General features: G+C 60.4%; 16 protein-coding genes and 2 tRNA genes. 13 read left to right on the top strand and 5 right to left on the bottom strand.

Annotation, left to right across the window (positions count from 1 at the left end; translation table 11 throughout):
• Positions 1–16: 16 nt before the first annotated feature.
• From yidD to rpmH, 3 genes are read right to left on the bottom strand one after another with little or no spacing between them, the layout of a single operon-like run.
• Positions 17–502: a membrane protein insertion efficiency factor YidD gene (yidD, locus tag ACIQTW_RS16235; RefSeq protein ID WP_402938809.1), complete on the bottom strand. Its 486-nt coding sequence runs from the start codon at positions 500–502 to the stop codon at positions 17–19.
• A complete protein-coding gene (gene rnpA, locus ACIQTW_RS16230; RefSeq protein ID WP_091464267.1) occupies positions 432–842 on the bottom strand; it encodes a ribonuclease P protein component in 411 nt (136 codons plus the stop codon). The genes yidD and rnpA overlap by 71 nt, the downstream gene beginning before the upstream one ends.
• Before the next feature lie 41 nt (positions 843–883).
• Positions 884–1,021 (bottom strand): 50S ribosomal protein L34, encoded by a 138-nt coding sequence (rpmH, locus tag ACIQTW_RS16225; RefSeq protein ID WP_011776797.1) that lies wholly within the window; start codon positions 1,019–1,021, stop codon positions 884–886.
• A gap of 465 nt (positions 1,022–1,486) precedes the next feature.
• On the opposite strand from rpmH, the gene dnaA reads away from it, so the two are divergent.
• The 12 genes from dnaA (at position 1,487) to ACIQTW_RS16165 (ending at position 14,704) form a co-directional block, all read left to right on the top strand.
• Positions 1,487–2,905, top strand: a complete 1,419-nt coding sequence (dnaA, locus tag ACIQTW_RS16220) for a chromosomal replication initiator protein DnaA (RefSeq protein ID WP_402938805.1) — start codon at positions 1,487–1,489, stop codon at positions 2,903–2,905.
• A 574-nt stretch (positions 2,906–3,479) separates the two neighbouring features.
• On the top strand, positions 3,480–4,604 hold the full coding sequence (gene dnaN, locus ACIQTW_RS16215; RefSeq protein ID WP_402938803.1) for a DNA polymerase III subunit beta: 1,125 nt from the start codon (positions 3,480–3,482) through the stop codon (positions 4,602–4,604).
• 65 nt (positions 4,605–4,669) lie between these two features.
• Positions 4,670–5,554 (top strand): phosphogluconate dehydrogenase (NAD(+)-dependent, decarboxylating), encoded by an 885-nt coding sequence (gene gnd / locus ACIQTW_RS16210; protein ID WP_402938801.1) that lies wholly within the window; start codon positions 4,670–4,672, stop codon positions 5,552–5,554.
• A 23-nt stretch (positions 5,555–5,577) separates the two neighbouring features.
• The gene (recF, locus tag ACIQTW_RS16205; protein WP_402938799.1) at positions 5,578–6,771 is read left to right on the top strand and encodes a DNA replication/repair protein RecF; all 1,194 of its coding nucleotides are present in this window, start codon (positions 5,578–5,580) and stop codon (positions 6,769–6,771) included.
• The gene (locus ACIQTW_RS16200) at positions 6,758–7,312 is read left to right on the top strand and encodes a DUF721 domain-containing protein (RefSeq protein WP_402938797.1); all 555 of its coding nucleotides are present in this window, start codon (positions 6,758–6,760) and stop codon (positions 7,310–7,312) included. The genes recF and ACIQTW_RS16200 overlap by 14 nt, the downstream gene beginning before the upstream one ends.
• Positions 7,313–7,648: 336 nt before the next feature.
• A complete protein-coding gene (gene gyrB, locus ACIQTW_RS16195) occupies positions 7,649–9,727 on the top strand; it encodes a DNA topoisomerase (ATP-hydrolyzing) subunit B (RefSeq protein ID WP_402938794.1) in 2,079 nt (692 codons plus the stop codon).
• A 63-nt stretch (positions 9,728–9,790) separates the two neighbouring features.
• Positions 9,791–12,460: a DNA gyrase subunit A gene (gene gyrA / locus ACIQTW_RS16190; protein ID WP_402938791.1), complete on the top strand. Its 2,670-nt coding sequence runs from the start codon at positions 9,791–9,793 to the stop codon at positions 12,458–12,460.
• A complete protein-coding gene (locus ACIQTW_RS16185) occupies positions 12,457–13,161 on the top strand; it encodes a DUF3566 domain-containing protein (protein WP_402938789.1) in 705 nt (234 codons plus the stop codon). Before gyrA ends, ACIQTW_RS16185 begins: the two co-directional genes overlap by 4 nt.
• Before the next feature lie 113 nt (positions 13,162–13,274).
• A tRNA-Ile gene (locus ACIQTW_RS16180) sits at positions 13,275–13,348 on the top strand.
• Positions 13,349–13,395: 47 nt separating this feature from the next.
• The gene (locus tag ACIQTW_RS16175; RefSeq protein WP_217639245.1) at positions 13,396–13,515 is read left to right on the top strand and encodes a DLW-39 family protein; all 120 of its coding nucleotides are present in this window, start codon (positions 13,396–13,398) and stop codon (positions 13,513–13,515) included.
• Between the two features lie 70 nt (positions 13,516–13,585).
• Positions 13,586–13,661 (top strand) — tRNA-Ala (locus tag ACIQTW_RS16170).
• A 134-nt stretch (positions 13,662–13,795) separates the two neighbouring features.
• Positions 13,796–14,704 carry a DMT family transporter gene (locus ACIQTW_RS16165; protein WP_402938786.1) on the top strand — a complete coding sequence of 303 codons (909 nt, stop codon included), beginning with the start codon at positions 13,796–13,798 and terminating at the stop codon, positions 14,702–14,704.
• Positions 14,705–14,722: 18 nt separating this feature from the next.
• Here ACIQTW_RS16165 and ACIQTW_RS16160 read toward each other — a convergent pair whose 3' ends face one another.
• Both ACIQTW_RS16160 and ACIQTW_RS16155 read right to left on the bottom strand, forming a co-directional pair.
• Complete coding sequence (locus ACIQTW_RS16160; RefSeq protein WP_402938783.1) at positions 14,723–15,598, bottom strand: glycosyltransferase; 876 nt, start codon at positions 15,596–15,598, stop codon at positions 14,723–14,725.
• 140 nt (positions 15,599–15,738) lie between these two features.
• Positions 15,739–16,713, bottom strand: coding sequence for a hypothetical protein (locus ACIQTW_RS16155; protein WP_402938780.1), 975 nt, complete (start codon positions 16,711–16,713; stop codon positions 15,739–15,741).
• A 155-nt stretch (positions 16,714–16,868) separates the two neighbouring features.
• On the opposite strand from ACIQTW_RS16155, the gene ACIQTW_RS16150 reads away from it, so the two are divergent.
• Positions 16,869–17,411 (top strand): peptidylprolyl isomerase, encoded by a 543-nt coding sequence (locus ACIQTW_RS16150; RefSeq protein WP_017199760.1) that lies wholly within the window; start codon positions 16,869–16,871, stop codon positions 17,409–17,411.
• Positions 17,412–17,427 lie beyond the last annotated feature (16 nt).

The following is a 17,427-nucleotide window of genomic DNA, read 5'->3' as shown; positions in this document are numbered from 1 at the left end:
ACGATATCCCTATTCGTTAGGCCGCCGAGCGGCCTTCTTCATCAGCCTGAGCAGCCAGGAACTGGTCCGGATTGTTCAGTACAACAATTGTGGGCGTCCGGCCTTCAGGCCAATGACGATGGCCGGCGGGGACATGGTCCACTCCACCAGCGTTCCAGGGGTGACATTTGGCGAGCCTTGTGGCTGCGAGCCAAGTACCCTTCACGGCGCCATGCACCGTCACTGCTTCCAAGGCGTAGGCCGAGCAGGAGGGGAAGAAACGGCAAACCTGGCCGTACAGGGGCGAGACGACCTTACGGTACGCCTTCAGTAAGAGAATGAGGATGTTGCGGGGCAGCTCCCAGAGGAACGTGCCTACCACCGCCGGAAGGCTCCGATGCGGAACCTTCCCGGAGGGGTCGCTTGAGGAAGGAACGACGGCGGTGCTTATGTCATGCACGCGGTGTCCCTTCCGTTGTGGTGCCGTTGTGTTCGGTCGAAGCGTTGCGTGGAGCTGAGCCACCCAATCGCTTCGTCGTCACTGCCAGTGCGGCGTTGTAGTCCGAGAGCAACTGCTCCCAGCTGGCTGTTGCAGCTGCGGGCAGCGCCCGGACTACTACCGCCAGACCCGTTCCGTGCGTGTGCAAGGACAGTGCGCCTGCTTCTCTCAGTCTCCTCTTAACGAGGTTCCTGGTCACGGCGTTCCCGACGGCTTTGGAGACAATGAAGCCGATTCGACTCGGCTCCCCGGCCTCGATAGAGGCCGTATATAACACTAAGTTCCGGCGTCCATTGCGGACGCCGGAACGTACAGTTGTTGAAAAGTCGGTAGACGTCCGCAGACGGTTAGGGGTGGCTAGCACCGTCGAACCCGCAAAAAGACCCTGACCGACAAGTCAGTTATTTACGCCGACAGTTCGACGCGGCCCTTGCCGCGACGGGCAGCCAGGATGGCACGGCCGGCACGGGTGCGCATACGAAGGCGGAAGCCGTGCTTCTTGGCCCGACGGCGGTTATTCGGCTGAAAAGTCCGCTTGCTCACGTTAGTTACTCCAGTGGATCAAAGGTGCGCCCACCCGATCAAAAAAGGGGAAGAACTGGCCGACGCTAAGTTTTGTATGTGCCTGCCGCCGTTGCCTCCCGCACGGTGAACGTACGGAGTTACAACTGATCTCAAAAGCGGACACAAAGGACTTCACAACGTTAGGGCAAAAAGGCACCCACAGTCAAACCGGGAGCCTACCGCGGAGGTATCCACAGCTGTGTCCAACCGCAGTTCCAAGCCTGTGGATGAACTGGCTCACAGGCCGCTTTTGAGAACCACAGCGGTGTAATTATCCACAGGCAACTTCCCAGCTATCTTCTAGCGATTTCATCCCCTAGAGTGGCTCAGTAGCCCAATGTCCACCCGCTGTGTATAACTCTGTGGATTATCGCCCAGAACAGCGCCGCCGGAGACACTTCGGCTGCCAGCAACGCCGGCAAGCAAGTATTTAGGAACTGATTGATGACAGTAGACGAAGCCAACCACGCCAACACTGTCGGAAGTTCCTGGCGCAGGGTGCTGACCCTCATGGAACAAGACGACCGGGTCTCACCCCGTCAGCGCGGTTTCGTCATACTCGCCCAGGCACAGGGCCTCATCGGTTCAACCCTGCTGGTGGCCGTTCCCAATGAACTCACCCGCGAGGTCCTTCAGACGCAGGTCAAGGACGCCTTGGACGATGCCCTCCGCAATGTCTTTTCGGACGACATCCGCTGTGCAATTGACGTGGACACCGATCTGGTGCCCGTCCACTCAGAGCCCGAACCCGCCGTCGAGCTTTCCGCAGTATCCGACTTCGCCGAACCGAAGCCGCAGCCCACGCCGCCCAGTACCTCGCATGAGTTCGGCCGACTGAACCCGAAGTACATCTTCGATACTTTTGTGATCGGTTCATCGAACCGCTTTGCCCATGCGGCCGCAGTGGCCGTGGCTGAAGCTCCGGCGAAGGCTTACAACCCATTGTTCATCTATGGCGATTCAGGTTTGGGCAAGACCCATCTGCTTCACGCAATCGGACACTATGCCCGCCGGCTCTACAGCGGCATCCGGGTCCGCTACGTGAACTCGGAAGAGTTCACCAACGACTTCATCAACTCCATCCGCGATGACGAAGGCACCAGCTTCAAGACCACGTACCGCAACGTGGACGTTCTCCTGATCGATGACATCCAGTTCCTGGCGGGCAAGGACCGGACCCAGGAGGAGTTCTTCCACACGTTCAATGCCCTGCACAACGCCAACAAGCAGGTTGTCATCACCTCCGATCAGCCGCCCAAGATGCTCGCCGGCTTCGAAGACCGCATGACGTCCCGCTTCGAGTGGGGCCTGCTGACGGATATCCAGCCGCCTGAACTCGAAACCCGTATCGCGATCCTTCGCAAGAAGGGACTCAGCGAAGGTCTCTCGGCGCCGGACGATGCCTTGGAGTACATCGCTTCCAAGATCTCCAGCAACATCCGGGAACTTGAGGGCGCGCTGATCCGCGTCACGGCTTTCGCGAGCCTCAACCGCCAACCTGTGGACGTTGCCCTCGCTGAAATGGTTCTCAAGGACCTCATCACTGACGACGGCGCCCAGGAAATCACTGCGAAGCAGATCCTGGACCAGACAGCTGACTACTTCAAACTCAGCATGGAAGAGCTCTGCAGCAAGTCCCGTACACGCACCTTGGTGACGGCCCGGCAGATCGCCATGTACTTGTGCCGTGAGCTGACGGACATGTCCTTGCCGAAGATCGGACAGGAGCTCGGCGGTCGTGACCACACCACGGTTATCCACGCAGACCGCAAGATCCGGGAGCTGATGGCAGAACGCCGTGTGATTTACAACCAGGTCACCGAGCTGACCAACCGGATCAAACAGCAGCAGCGGGACTCCTGAAATCCACATCGCGACCGGCACTACATACCTTATTAACAGGTGCATGTGGATAAGCCTGTGGATACTTAAGGGGACAAGCGCGGTTAATGGGCTTAAAACCCTTAAGCCATCTGTGGATCGTTAAAAACCGGCCTGAGAGTTGTCCCCATCCACACCCTGTTTAAAACCCAGTTAACGCACAATCCGTGAACAGGGCTTAACCGCGAAACGACGCGGCGAGATCGGGTTATCCACAGTTTCCACAGCAGTTATTAACACTACGAATCCCAAAAAATTGAAATCCCTCAAATAACAATCTCGTTCTGCCACCCATCCCGTCCCACAAACGACAGACCAAGAGCCAGGCCGTAGCCGGCCTGCACTGTCCACATACGAGGGGTCCGCCCCGACGGGGATGGGTTAATCGCGGATCTTCCGGCTAAGCTGTCAGCAGCGCTCCCATCCTCGGGTCTGCTTGTAGTTCGCTAAGTGCGGACCATGCAGGTTCCGGTGCCGGACTGCGAAGATTTAGCGGCCTCCAAGCAGGAAGCCGCAGCTACTACATGGCAGCAGCAATGAAAGGCGGCACCCTTCCGTGAAGTTCAGAGTCGACCGCGACGTCCTGGCAGAAGCCGTTACGTGGACCGCGCGGTCGTTGTCTCCGCGGCCGCCCGTACCCGTGCTTTCCGGCCTCCTCCTCAAAGCCGAGGCGGGAACCGTTAGCCTGTCCAGCTTTGACTACGAGACCTCAGCTCGTTTGGAAATCCCTGCGGATATCACTGTTGAGGGGACCATCTTGGTTTCCGGGCGCTTGCTGGCGGACATCTGCCGCAGCCTCCCATCAGCTCCTGTCGAAGTTGAGACGGATGGCAGCAAGGTCACTCTTACCTGCCGCCGAAGCAGCTTCCACCTGGCTACCATGCCCGAGTCCGAGTACCCGGCGCTCCCGGCACTTCCAGCGATCAGCGGTACTTTGCCAGGCGACGCCTTCGCTCAGGCCGTGTCCCAAGTGATCATTGCGGCAAGCAAGGATGACACCCTTCCTATCCTCACCGGCGTTCGCATGGAGATTGAGGATGACCTCATCACGCTCCTTGCCACGGACCGCTACCGCCTTGCCATGCGCGAGGTGCCGTGGAAGCCTGTAACACCGGGCATTTCCACAAGCGCCCTCGTCAAATCCAAGACCCTGAACGAAGTGGCCAAAACCCTCGGTGGCAGCGGCGACATCAATCTCGCGCTTGCTGACGACGACAGCCGTCTCATTGGCTTCGAAAGTGGTGGACGGACCACCACTTCACTTCTGGTTGACGGCGACTACCCCAAGATCCGTTCACTCTTCCCGGACTCCACGCCGATCCACGCAACAGTCCAGACCCAAGAACTCGTCGAGGCCGTTCGCCGTGTCTCGCTCGTGGCCGAGCGAAACACCCCGGTCCGTCTTGCCTTCACCCAAGGACTACTGAATCTCGACGCCGGAACTGGTGAAGACGCTCAGGCTTCCGAGGAGCTCGAAGCCCAGCTTTCCGGTGAAGACATCACCGTTGCCTTCAACCCGCATTACCTGGTTGAAGGCTTGAGTGTCATCGAAACCAAGTACGTTCGTTTCTCCTTCACCACTGCCCCGAAGCCGGCCATGATCACGGCCCAGGCTGAAGCAGATGGCGAAGACCAGGACGACTACCGTTACCTCGTGATGCCGGTCCGCCTCCCCAACTAGCTGCGAGCCAATAAGGCCCAGCCCGGTACCGTCTCCCGCCACCTCCACAGAAAAGAGCTCACACTGTGCACATCGGACTGATCGGCCTCGGAAAAATGGGTTTCAACATGCGGGAACGCATGCGGAACGGTGGCATTGAGGTCACAGGTTTTGATCGCAATCCCGATGTCACGGACGTCGCGTCAGTGGATGAACTCATCGCTGCATTACCCGCTCCCCGGTTGGTGTGGGTCATGGTTCCGTCCGGTGCCATCACGGATGCCGTCGTAACGGAACTCGGCGAGAAACTCAGCCCCGGCGACTTGGTCATCGACGGCGGCAACTCACGTTTCACGGAGGATCAGAAGCACGCTGCTGCACTGGCCGAAAAGAGCATCCGCTTCGCGGATTGCGGCGTATCCGGGGGTGTTTGGGGCCTCCAGAACGGTTATGGCCTTATGGCAGGCGGCGCCGACGAGGACATTGAACTTGCCATGCCCGTTTTCGATGCGCTCCGTCCCGAGGGTGAACGGGCCGACAGCTTCGTCCACGTTGGCGGAGTTGGTGCGGGCCACTACGCCAAGATGGTTCACAACGGCATTGAGTACGGCCTCATGCAGGCATACGCCGAGGGCTACGAATTGCTGGCTGCCAAGGACATCGTGAAGGACCTTCCGGGGACTTTCCGTGCGTGGCAAAAGGGCACGGTTGTCCGCTCCTGGCTCTTGGACCTCATGGTCAAGGCACTCGACGAAGATCCGGGTTTGGCCTCGATCGATGATTACGTCGAGGACTCCGGCGAAGGCCGATGGACCGTAGAAGAAGCAATTGCCAACGCAGTGCCCGCGCCCGCCATTACGGCCGCACTCTTTGCCCGCTTTGCCTCCCGCGAAGACAATTCGCCTGCCATGAAGATGGTTTCCGCTTTGCGCCACCAGTTCGGCGGCCACGCCACCCGTCCGGCCAACTAGGCCGCAGGAGTCCTGCAAACGGCGTGTACCTCGAACATCTTTCGCTGACGGATTTCCGAAGCTATGCACAGGTCGACTTGAAACTCGGCCCCGGTGTGACGGTCTTGGTGGGTTCCAACGGAATCGGCAAGACCAATCTCATGGAAGCCATCGGATATCTGGCTACGTTGAGTTCCCACCGGGTTAGCACGGATGCTCCGCTTCTTCGTTTCGGCACGGAGCGCGCCATGATCCGGGCGAGGCTCGTCAACGGTGAGCAGTCAACGGTCATCGAACTTGAAATCAATTCCGGGCGTGCGAACCGGGGACGCATCAACCGCAGCAACCCGGTCCGGGCCCGGGACATTTTGGGAATCTGTCAAACGGTGTTGTTCGCACCCGAGGATTTAGCACTGGTCAAGGGCGATCCTTCGAACCGGAGGCGCTTTCTGGACGAGCTGCTGGTGAGCCTGGTTCCGCGGCACGCTGCAACCCGCAGCGACTACGACCGTGTGTTGAAGCAACGCAATGCCCTGCTGAAATCGGCCCGCACCGGCAAGTTCACCGCCGGGCACGAGGCGACCCTGGATGTCTGGGATCAGCATATGGCCCGTGCCGGCGCGGAGCTACTGCACGCACGCCTGGAACTTGTGGAGCGCTTGCGTCCCCACCTGAACAGCGCTTACGCCCAGCTCACTGATGGATCCAAGGACGCCGGAGCCGTCTACCGCTCAACCATTCAGGGCGTACTTGACGACGACGGCGGGCCAACCGACTCAGGAACGGAGCCTTCGGCGTCGGTTGATGACCTGCGGCTGCTGTCCGTTGACGAACTTACTGAGCGCTACATCCAGGCTTTCGCGGCGTCCAGGAAAAAGGAACTGGAACGCGGCATCTCCTTGGTAGGACCGCACCGCGACGAACTGGAACTCGTTCTGGGACAGGCTCCGGCCAAGGGGTACGCGTCGCATGGTGAAACCTGGTCCATGTGTCTGTCACTGCGTCTGGCTTCCTACTATGTGATGCTGGATGATGCCCGGACCGGTGGCACTGCGCCAATCCTCATCCTGGACGATGTTTTTGCGGAACTCGATGTCCAGCGGCGGCGTAAACTGGCAGCGATAGTCGCCGGTGCCGAGCAAGTACTGGTGACTGCCGCCGTCGATGCCGATATCCCCGAGGAGCTGGCCGGACGGCGCGTAACCGTTGTTCCGGGAGGCATCGATGGCGAAGGATAGCCACGAAGGACTTCAACCCGGCCGTGAGCCGGATGAAATTGATGCTGCCCAAGCGGCGCTGAACCGGATGCGCGAAGCTGCAGCCGCCCGCGGCGAAGTACGGCAACGTGCGCCGAGGCCCGGATCAGCTCCGAAACGCAAAGGTCTCCGGGATACCAGGGGCTTCACCCAATTCCACGGCAGTGGCCGCGATCCTTTGGGACTTGGGAAAGTAGTGGGTCGTTTGGTGGCCGAACGCGGTTGGACATCTCCCGTGGCCGTTGGCTCGGTCATGGCGGAGTGGGAGACTCTGGTGGGGCCGGACATCTCCGCCCACTGCACGCCGGAGAGCTTCACCGACACCACGCTTCACGTTCGTTGCGACTCCACGGCCTGGGCCACACAGCTGCGGCTTTTGAGCACCAGCCTGCTGGAGATGTTCCGCAATGAACTGGGCGAAGGAGTGGTCACGAGCATTCAGGTGCTGGGGCCGTCAGCTCCAAGTTGGCGAAAAGGCGGACGCAGCGTTAACGGTCGCGGACCGAGGGACACTTACGGCTAAACGGCGTGCAGGGCGTTTCAACGCCCCCGAGTCGTATAGGCCCCCGTCGGGACTACCATAGGGCCATTGAAGATAGGGCCAGCGGTCTCCTACGGCCATATTCAGCTCTCGGCTGCCCCCGTATTTGCAAGGATTCACGCGTTTCCACGATAGAATTGGCGTAGATCACTGAGCGCCGGTGAAACCTCGTCGGGTCTTGAATCCACTCCTGTGGCATCGGGAACCCCTTCGTCGGAGTAAACGGCGCAATCAGTCACGTGCCCGTTGGCGGCCGCGGTTCGCCGTGGGCAGCTCCGGGAACGGCCGACATCGAGTACAGAGGAGTCGAAAGCGCCTGTGGCTAACGACAATGCAGAGACCTTGGCAGTAGAGCCCGAAGAGGAGACTGTTCCCAAGCCTGATACGCCCGCGGAGGCGCCCAGGGAGTACGGTGCCAGCGATATTACCGTGCTGGAGGGTCTCGAAGCCGTGCGCAAACGCCCCGGCATGTACATCGGCTCAACCGGTCCCCGTGGCCTGCACCACTTGGTCTATGAAGTGGTGGACAACTCTGTTGACGAGGCCTTGGCTGGTTACTGCAGCCACATCGAAATCACGCTCCGTGCTGATGGTGGAGTCCGCGTCGTGGATGATGGCCGCGGCATTCCCGTGGACATTCACCCGACCGAGGGTAAGCCCACCGTTGAAGTGGTCATGACCATCCTGCACGCAGGCGGCAAGTTTGGGGGCGGCGGCTATGCCGTTTCCGGTGGTCTCCACGGTGTTGGTATTTCCGTGGTTAACGCCCTGTCGCGCCGGGTTGACACTGAGGTCCGCCGCCAGGGTCACGTTTGGCGCATGACCTTCGCCGACGGCGGTAAGCCTCAGGGCGAACTCGTCAAGGGCGAGACTACCGACGTGACGGGGACGTCCCAGACGTTTTACCCGGACGGGACCATCTTCGAGTCCACCGAGTTCGATTTCGAGACGCTGCGTGCACGCTTCCAGCAGATGGCCTTCCTCAATAAGGGCCTGCGGATCACGCTCACTGATGAGCGTCCAGTCAACCGGGACGGGGATGACGATCTCGATCTCGATGCAGTCGCAACCGAAGGCGAAGTCGCCGCCGAGCACCGCACCGTCGTTTATGAATACCCGGACGGCCTGCTGGACTACGTTAAGCACCTGAACTCGAGCAAGAAGGTTGAAATCGTCCATGAGGACGTCATCGCTTTCGAAACCGAAGATACTGAGCGGCACATAGCCGTCGAAGTTGCCATGCAGTGGACCACCGCTTACTCGGAAAGTGTCCACACGTATGCAAATACGATCAACACCCATGAGGGTGGAACGCACGAAGAAGGCTTCCGCGCAGCGATGACCTCGCTCATCAACCGCTATGCGCGGGAGAAGAGCATCATCAAGGAAAAGGAAGACAACCTTACCGGCGATGACATCCGCGAAGGTTTGACGGCCGTTATCTCGGTAAAGCTTTCCGAGCCGCAGTTCGAAGGCCAGACCAAGACCAAGCTCGGCAATTCCGAGGTCAAGGGCTTTGTCCAGCGCGTCGTCACGGATCAGTTGGGTGACTGGCTGGAACGGAATCCCGGTCCGGCCCGCGATGTCATCCGCAAGGCGATTTCCGCTGCGCAAGCCCGCATGGCGGCTCGCAAGGCCCGCGATAACGCCCGCCGGAAAAGCCCGCTGGAGTCCTTCGGTATGCCCGGCAAGCTCTCTGACTGCTCCTCCAAGGATCCCTCACGTTGCGAGGTCTACCTTGTGGAGGGTGACTCGGCCGGTGGTTCTGCCAAGCGTGGCCGTAACCCTGAGACCCAAGCCATCCTGCCGCTGCGAGGCAAGATCCTGAACGTGGAGCGTGCCCGCCTGGACAAGGCCCTGGGCAACGCTGAAGTCCAGTCAATGATCACCGCCTTCGGAACGGGTATCGGCGAGGACTTCGACATCTCCAAGCTTCGCTATCACAAGATCGTCCTGATGGCAGATGCAGACGTAGATGGCCAGCACATCACCACCCTGTTGATGACGCTGTTGTTCCGCTACATGCGTCCGCTTATCGAGAACGGTTACGTGTACCTGGCCCAGCCGCCGCTGTACAGGATCAAGTGGTCCAACGCAGCCCACGACTACGTTTACAGCGACCGCGAACGCGATGAAACCATCCGCAAGGGTGCCGCAATGAACAAGCGACTGCCCAAGGACAACGGCATCCAGCGCTACAAGGGCCTTGGCGAGATGGACTACACGGAGCTGTGGGATACCACCATGGACCCGGATCGTCGCACGCTGCTGCAGGTCACCATGGATGACGCACTGGCCGCCGATCAGACCTTCTCAGTCCTGATGGGCGAGGACGTCGAATCACGCCGTAACTTCATTCAGCAGAACGCCAAGGACGTCAGGTTCCTCGATATCTAGGGGCCCAGAGGGGCAACTGAATATTCCAGAACTGACATATACCTGAAACGGAAACCTTAGATTATGAGTGACGAAACTCCCGAAGTCCCGGCGGAATCCAACGCCGATGACGTCATCCTTGAGGGCGATGTGCTGACTGACCGCGTGGAACAGGTGGACCTGCAAACGGAAATGCAGCGGTCCTACCTGGACTACGCCATGGCCGTTATCGTCGGCCGCGCCCTCCCGGATGTCCGCGATGGGCTCAAGCCGGTACACCGCCGCGTTCTGTACGCAATGTTCGACGGCGGATATCGCCCCGACCGCTCGTTTAACAAGTGCGCGCGCGTTGTGGGCGACGTCATGGGTACGTACCACCCTCACGGCGACATGGCGATCTACGATGCCCTTGTCCGCCTGATCCAGGACTGGACCATGCGCTACCCGCTGGCACTCGGCCAAGGCAACTTCGGTTCGCCCGGTAACGACGGCGCTGCTGCACCGCGTTACACCGAAACCAAGATGGCCCAGCTGGCTATGGAAATGGTCCGCGACATCGACGAGGAAACCGTCGACTTCCAGGACAACTACGACGGCAAGAACCAGGAACCCACTATCCTGCCGGCGCGTTTCCCCAACCTGCTGGTCAACGGCTCCTCAGGTATCGCCGTCGGTATGGCCACCAACATTCCGCCGCACAACCTTCGCGAGGTTGCCGAAGGCGTCCAATGGGCGCTTGATAACCCCACCGCCACGCGCGAAGAGCTCCTCGAAGCACTGTTGCTGCGTATCAAGGGCCCTGACTTCCCCACGGGCGCCACCATTCTGGGCCACAAAGGCATCGAAGACGCCTACCGAACCGGCCGCGGTTCCATCACCATGCGGGCCGTGGTCAATGTGGAGGAACTCCAGGGCCGCACCTGCCTGGTGGTGACCGAGCTTCCGTACCAGGCCAACCCGGACAACCTGGCCATCAAGATTGCCGAACTGGTCAAGGACGGCAAGATCCAGGGCATCGCGGACCTCCGCGATGAAACCTCCGGCCGTACCGGCCAGCGCCTGGTGATCGTGCTCAAGCGCGATGCCGTGGCCAAGGTGGTACTCAACAACCTGTACAAGCACACTCAGCTGCAGGACAACTTCTCGGCGAACATGCTGGCAATTGTCGACGGCGTTCCGCGCACCCTGAGCCTGGATGCCTTCATCCGACACTGGGTTGCGCACCAGATGGATGTCATTGCCCGACGGACCCGCTACCGCTTGCGCAAGGCCGAGGAGGAAGCGCACATTCTGCGGGCACTCCTCAAGGCACTGGACATGCTGGACGAGGTCATCGCCCTTATCCGCGCCTCCAACACCACCGAAGCGGCCCGCGAGGGACTCATGGAGCTCCTGGAGATCGATGAACTCCAGGCCCGCGCCATCCTGGACATGCAGCTGCGCCGCTTGGCTGCCTTGGAACGCCAGAAGATCCAGGACCGCCACTCCGAGCTCGAAGCGATGATCCAGGAATACAACGCGATCCTGGCTTCCGAGGAACGCCAGCGCCAGATCATCAGCGAGGAACTCGCGGAGATCGTTGCCAAACACGGCGACGACCGCCGTACGCACATCCTGATGGGCTTCGACGGCGACATGTCCATGGAGGATCTGATCCCCGAAGAGGAAATGGTTGTCACCATCACCCGTGGCGGCTACGTAAAGCGCACCCGCAGCGACAACTATCGTTCGCAGCAGCGTGGCGGCAAGGGCATCAAGGGCGCGCAGTTGCGTGGCGACGACGTGGTGGAACACTTCTTCGTCACCACCACGCACCACTGGTTGCTGTTCTTCACCAACCTTGGGCGCGTGTACCGGGCAAAGGCTTACGAACTGGCAGAAGCCGGCCGCGATGCCAAGGGTCAGCACGTTGCCAACTTGCTGGCTTTCCAGCCTGACGAGCACATCGCCCAGGTCCTTGACCTGAGGGACTACCAGCAGGCTCCGTACCTGGTCCTGGCCACCAAGAACGGCCTGGTCAAGAAGACACGGTTGGAGGACTATGACACCAACCGTACGGCCGGCGTCATCGCCATCAACCTGCGCGATGAGGACGAGCTCGTATCGGCCCAGCTGGTCAGCGAAACCGATGACCTCCTCCTGGTGTCACGAAAGGGACAGTCCATCCGCTTCACAGCCACCGATGATGCGTTACGTCCCATGGGCCGCGCCACGTCCGGTGTGACCGGTATGAAGTTCCGTGAAGACGACGAACTGCTCGCCGCAGACGTTGTCCAAGACGGCTCTTTCGTGTTCATTGTGACCGAGGGCGGCTACGCCAAGCGGACTGCCGTGGACGAATACAGGCTGCAGGGCCGTGGTGGCCTGGGCATCAAGGTGGCCAAACTTGCCGAAGACCGCGGTGACCTTGTTGGTGCACTGATCGTGCAGGAAGAGGACGAAGTCCTGGTTGTCATGGAGGGCGGCAAGGTGGTCCGCTCGGCCGTGACCGGTGTCCCTGCCAAGGGCCGCGACACCATGGGTGTCATCTTCGCCAAACCGGACAAGAATGACCGCATTATCGAGGTTGCGCGCAACAGCGAACGCGGCCTGGAAGTAGAAGAGTCAGAAGACGGACTCGACGATGACGTAACGTTGGCTGCAAACGACGGCGCCTCTGAGGCGACCGTGACGGACGACACGGAAAACGACGCAGACCCGGAAATCGAAACGGGCGCGGAGCTGAACGAAGACAATACCGGAGGTAACGAGTGAGTAATTCCGACTCATATCCCAAGCCGAGCACAGGTGTCCCCGGCGGACTCCGGCAGCCCTCGGGCAGCGCGCAGGCAGGAACACCTGCACGGCCCCAGCAGCGCCCTGGAACCGGTTCTTCCGGCGCCGGCGCGGCCGGAGCCCGTCCCGCAGGTGGCACCAACTCCGCCCAGCGGCCTACCGGTGCACCCGGCCAGCGTCCTGCCACCGGAGCTCAGCGTCCCGCCGGTGCACCCGGCCAGCGTCCGGCTCAACCCGGCCAGCGTCCTGCAGGCACGGCTACCCAGCGCCCTGCCCAGGGTGGTCCCGGACTTGTGAAGCCGGCCCCGAAGGCAAAGGTTCGCCGCGCCCGCCTCCTTGTCAGCAAGGTTGACCCCTGGTCGGTGCTGAAGATGGCATTCCTGCTGTCTGTTGCCCTGGGCATCGTCACCGTCGTGGCAGCAATTGTTCTCTGGACTGTGTTGGATCTCACAGGCATCTTTAATCAGGTGGATAGCCTTCTCGGCACCTTGGCGGGTTCCGAAGGCAGTGGGTTCGAACTAAAGAAGATTGCTTCGCTTGGCCAAGTGGCATCGTTTGCCACAATTATCGCCGTGGTGAACGTGGTCCTGTTGACTGCACTGTCCATGCTTTCGGCTGTGCTGTATAACATTTCCGCAACGTTGGTTGGTGGCGTTGGCGTCACTCTGACCGACGACTAATGAAAACCCCCGGGAATAAGCCGAAACTGGCGGAAATCATCCGGGGAAATGCCTCGATTTGAGATCGGGCCGGGATGTGCTGTACAGTCATATCTCGGCCCGATGAGGCATCGGGGCGTATAGCTCAGGCGGTTAGAGCGCTTCGCTGATAACGAAGAGGTCCCAGGTTCAAGTCCTGGTACGCCCACGGAACCGAAAGAGGTTCAGGTAAAACTGAACCGGAATGAGGTGCTTGTGAAGAAGTTGCTGGTAGTAGTGGCAGCGGCAATCGCAGGTGTCCTGGTCTATAAAAAGGCGCAGGAATCCGAAGCCCGGAAGGATGTCTGGAGCAAGTCGACCGACACGGTGGACTAGCCGAGGAGCCCGGTGCGGATTGGTAAATACCAGTCCGGGCATGGGGTATGATTGACGGGTTGCTTCTTATGGGGGCATGGCGCAATTGGTAGCGCACCTGCTTTGCAAGCAGGGGGTTCGGGGTTCGAGTCCCCGTGCCTCCACCATAAGAAAAGTCCCGGTCAGAAATGACCGGGACTTTTGCATTTAAGAGCCTTTCCCATATGCAGGGCATGGACTAACAGGAAATGCACTGCTGCCCGGGAACTGCCGAGCCTCCCCGCCGCACTAGGGTAGATCCGTGAACCTTCTCATTGCTGCGCTCGGTGTCCTTGGCGTGGCGTCCTCCGGACCACTCATAGCGGGCACGCTCGGTGCCACTTCAGTGACAGCCTTGGCCATCGCGTTCTGGCGCAACGCTATCGGTGCCGTGGTGATGGCGGGCCCGGTTGTCATCCGGGAGCCGAAAGCATTCGGGAAGATCACGCGGCGTGAATTCGGCTGGTCGGCTGTTGCGGCCGTGGCTCTTGCGTTCCACTTTGCGTGTTTTATTACCGCGCTGCAGCTGACGTCCGTTGCCGCCGCCACCGCGTTGGTGTGCCTGCAGTCGGGGTGGATCGCCGTTTTCCAGTTGTTCCGGGGTACGCGGCACAGGTGGCCGGTCCTCGTGGGCTTGGGCATCGCTTTCGGCGGTGTTGTGGCCATTACCGGCTTCGACATGGGTTCATCCCCGGAAGCGCTGCTGGGCGACCTCCTGGCACTCGCTGGCGGCGCCTTGGCCGGTCTCTACACGCTGGCGGGCGGCAAGGCGCGCCAGTCCATGGGTACGGGAACGTACACCACCCTGTGCTACGGAATGTGCGCGGGGATAGTGGCCGTGCTGGCTTTGTTCAGCGCTCAGCCGCTCACAGGATTCGACGCCGGCGGTTGGCTTGGCATTATTGCCATCACCGTCTGTGCGCAGCTGGTGGGGCACACGGCGTTCAATCACTTGCTGGCCACCATGAGTCCTTTGCTGGTGTCCATGATCATCCTGCTGGAAATTCCAGGTGCTGCGATCCTGGCCGCCGTCTTCCTGAACGAGACTTTGCCGGCCGGCACGTATGCGGGTTTGGCACTGATCCTTGTGGGACTGGCAGTAGTCGTCGCCGGTCAACGGCGTGGGCGGCCGGAACCAGACCAGCGCCTAGCCGAGCTTGGCACAGACTGAGGCGCCGGCGTCGGGCGTTTATACACCGCCGCGGCGGGCCCCTTGTGCAGAGTTGGCCGTGTGGATGGCGCGCAGCAACTTCGCCGGGAAGTACACCGAGAAGAACACCACCATAGGTGCTTTCAGGGCCATCTTCTTGACGTTGTGGGCTTTGTACGTCCGATCAAAACGCTGGACGTAGTAGCGGTAGTCCCGGGGCGAGTCCTCAAGCCGCCGCGCTGACATGCCGGACACCATCTGCGGAAGGTACTGCACTTTGAGGTCGTGTTCGAACAAGTGCAACGAAAGATCAATGTCCTCGTGCATCTCGTCCTTGGGGTCCAGGCACGCCTCATCACGGATGGTTTGCCACGCCGAGCGGCGGAGCGCCATGTTGGATCCAAAGAGGAAGTGGTACTGGTGCTTAGCCAAGCGAAGCATGAGCTGCCGCATCTTGTCGTCCGCTTTTAGCCCGAACCGGCGCATGGGCATGTCGTAGTAGACCACCGGACCCGTGGCTGCGGCGATGGACGGGTCCATGAACGCCTTTTGAACCTGTTCCACCCAATCCGGTTCAAGGACTGAGTCAGCATCAATGCGGCCCACTACTTCCCCTGTGGCGTTGTTCAGGCCATGGTTGCGTGTGGGGATCAGGCCCTGCGTGGCATCCTGCTGCAGGAGAATGATGGGACTCTCGGGATATTCCTGCTGCATCTGTCGCACAATCCTGGCCGTACGATCCGTGGACAGGTTATCCACCACGATGATCTCGTCGGCAGGAACAGACTGGTAGATGGCAGCGATGAGGCACTGGCGAATGACGCTTTCCTCGTTATACGCCGGGATGACGATGGATACCCCCGGAGGTTCCGGAGCATCCTGGAGGGCACCCGCAAGGGGTTTATCGGCTGACATCCCCTCAAATCTAACACCCGGGCGGTGTCTCCGAGGGAGGCTTTGATGACAAGCCGGCAAACACTGAAGGGACCCTGGCAGTAGCCGGGATCCCTTCAGTGTTTGACTTGACGGCCACGTCCGAGGCCGTACTTCAGGGTTTAGTTTTGTGCACCTCTGGCGTCGGAGTCCTTGCCGTCAGTGTCCTTGTGCAGGCTGGCCGCAATGTTTTTGACGGCAGTCCTGGCATCGGTTGCCACCTTGTCGGTGGAATCGTCAACGTTCTTGAAAGCGTCCTTGGTTGCCTGCTCGACTTCAGCTTCGGCTTCCTCCGGTGTGATGTCCGAGGCCTTCGGCTCAGCAACCGTGGCTGTTACCGACGCAGAGGCATCAGACGCAGCCGGAGTGGTGCTCGTTGCAGGAACAGGAGCGGGCGTGGGTGTGATCGGAGAGGGCGTCTTCCAGGGATCCTCAACTGGCTTGGAAGCCTTCCAGGCGGCAACGCCTGCGGCCGCAGCGGCAGCAATGACTGTGACGATCAACCATCCGCGCTTCTTGGGCTTGGGCTGTTCCGTCACCAAGGCGGCGGAAACCGCCTTGCTGGCCTGGTCAGTAACTGCCTTGATCTGCTTCCCGGTGGCCTGAGCCTGCTCCTGGACGCTGTGGACAACGCCGGAATCAACCAGCCTCTGTGCCACTGCGTCCACCTGTGCAGGAGCGTTCTCGAGGACGTGATGAACGGCTACGGAAGCTTGGCCCAACTGCTCCGAGAGCTTAGGCAAGTACTCCACCACCACCTTGTCCCGTGCGTGGCCAAGAGCAGGCGTGGCCTTGTTGAGCGCGTCCTGGATCTTGGGTGTCGCATCTTCAACTACGTCATGGATCTTCGGCGCGAGATGCGCCAACCCGTCCTGGATCCGCGGCGTAACAACTGCAACGCCATCGGCGAGGTTGTGCGCAGCGGACTTCAGCCCCTCTTGGATCTTGGGGGAAGCGGTGTCAATGCCGTGCTGGATACGCGGAACAGCCCAATTGACGGCTGCTTCCACACGCGGTGCAGCCCAGTCGCGGGCGTTATCCACACCGGCCGTGACTGATTGTTCGAGTTCGCGGGCAATACGGTCTGATTTCTTCACAACTACCTCCCGATACACATGCTCGTTTGTTGCTAGCCTACGTCGCTTGTGGAACACCGGCTATTCATCTGTTCGAGTTCGTCCCGGATTTCACCGAGCGCGGAACCGGCTTTACAGCCCGACGGGGCGTTGACCCTGCATGGAAGAATGTTCCCATGACCATCGCAACCGCAAAAGCAACGATCCACACGAGCCTCGGCGACATCAAGGTTGACCTCTTCGGCAACCACGCCCCTAAGACGGTCGCCAACTTCGTTGGCCTGGCCACGGGCGAAAAATCCTGGAACCACCCGGAAACCGGCGAAGACAAGACCGGCACGCCCCTTTACAACGGCACCATCTTCCACCGGATCATCAAGGACTTCATGATTCAGGCCGGCGATCCCCTCGGACGCGGCGTAGGTGGCCCGGGCTACCAGTTCGACGACGAAATCCATCCGGAACTGACCTTCAATGCTCCCTACAAGCTTGCTATGGCTAACGCCGGCATCCAGATGGGCAAGGGCACCAACGGGTCACAGTTCTTCATCACCACTGTGAACACCGACTGGCTGTTCGGTAAGCACAGCATCTTCGGTGAGGTCTCGGATGAGGAATCCCGCAAAGTTGTAGATGCCATCGAGTCCGTCCGCACCGGCATGGGTGACCGACCGGTTGAAGACGTCGTCATCAACAGCATCGACATCGAACAGCTCTAGTCGCACGCTGACCCAG

This window comes from Paenarthrobacter sp. NPDC090517 (genome assembly GCF_044769165.1).
Lineage (GTDB): Bacteria > Actinomycetota > Actinomycetes > Actinomycetales > Micrococcaceae > Arthrobacter.
The sequence above is the reverse complement of the archived record's forward strand: the minus strand, read 5'-3'. Positions and strand labels throughout refer to the sequence as shown.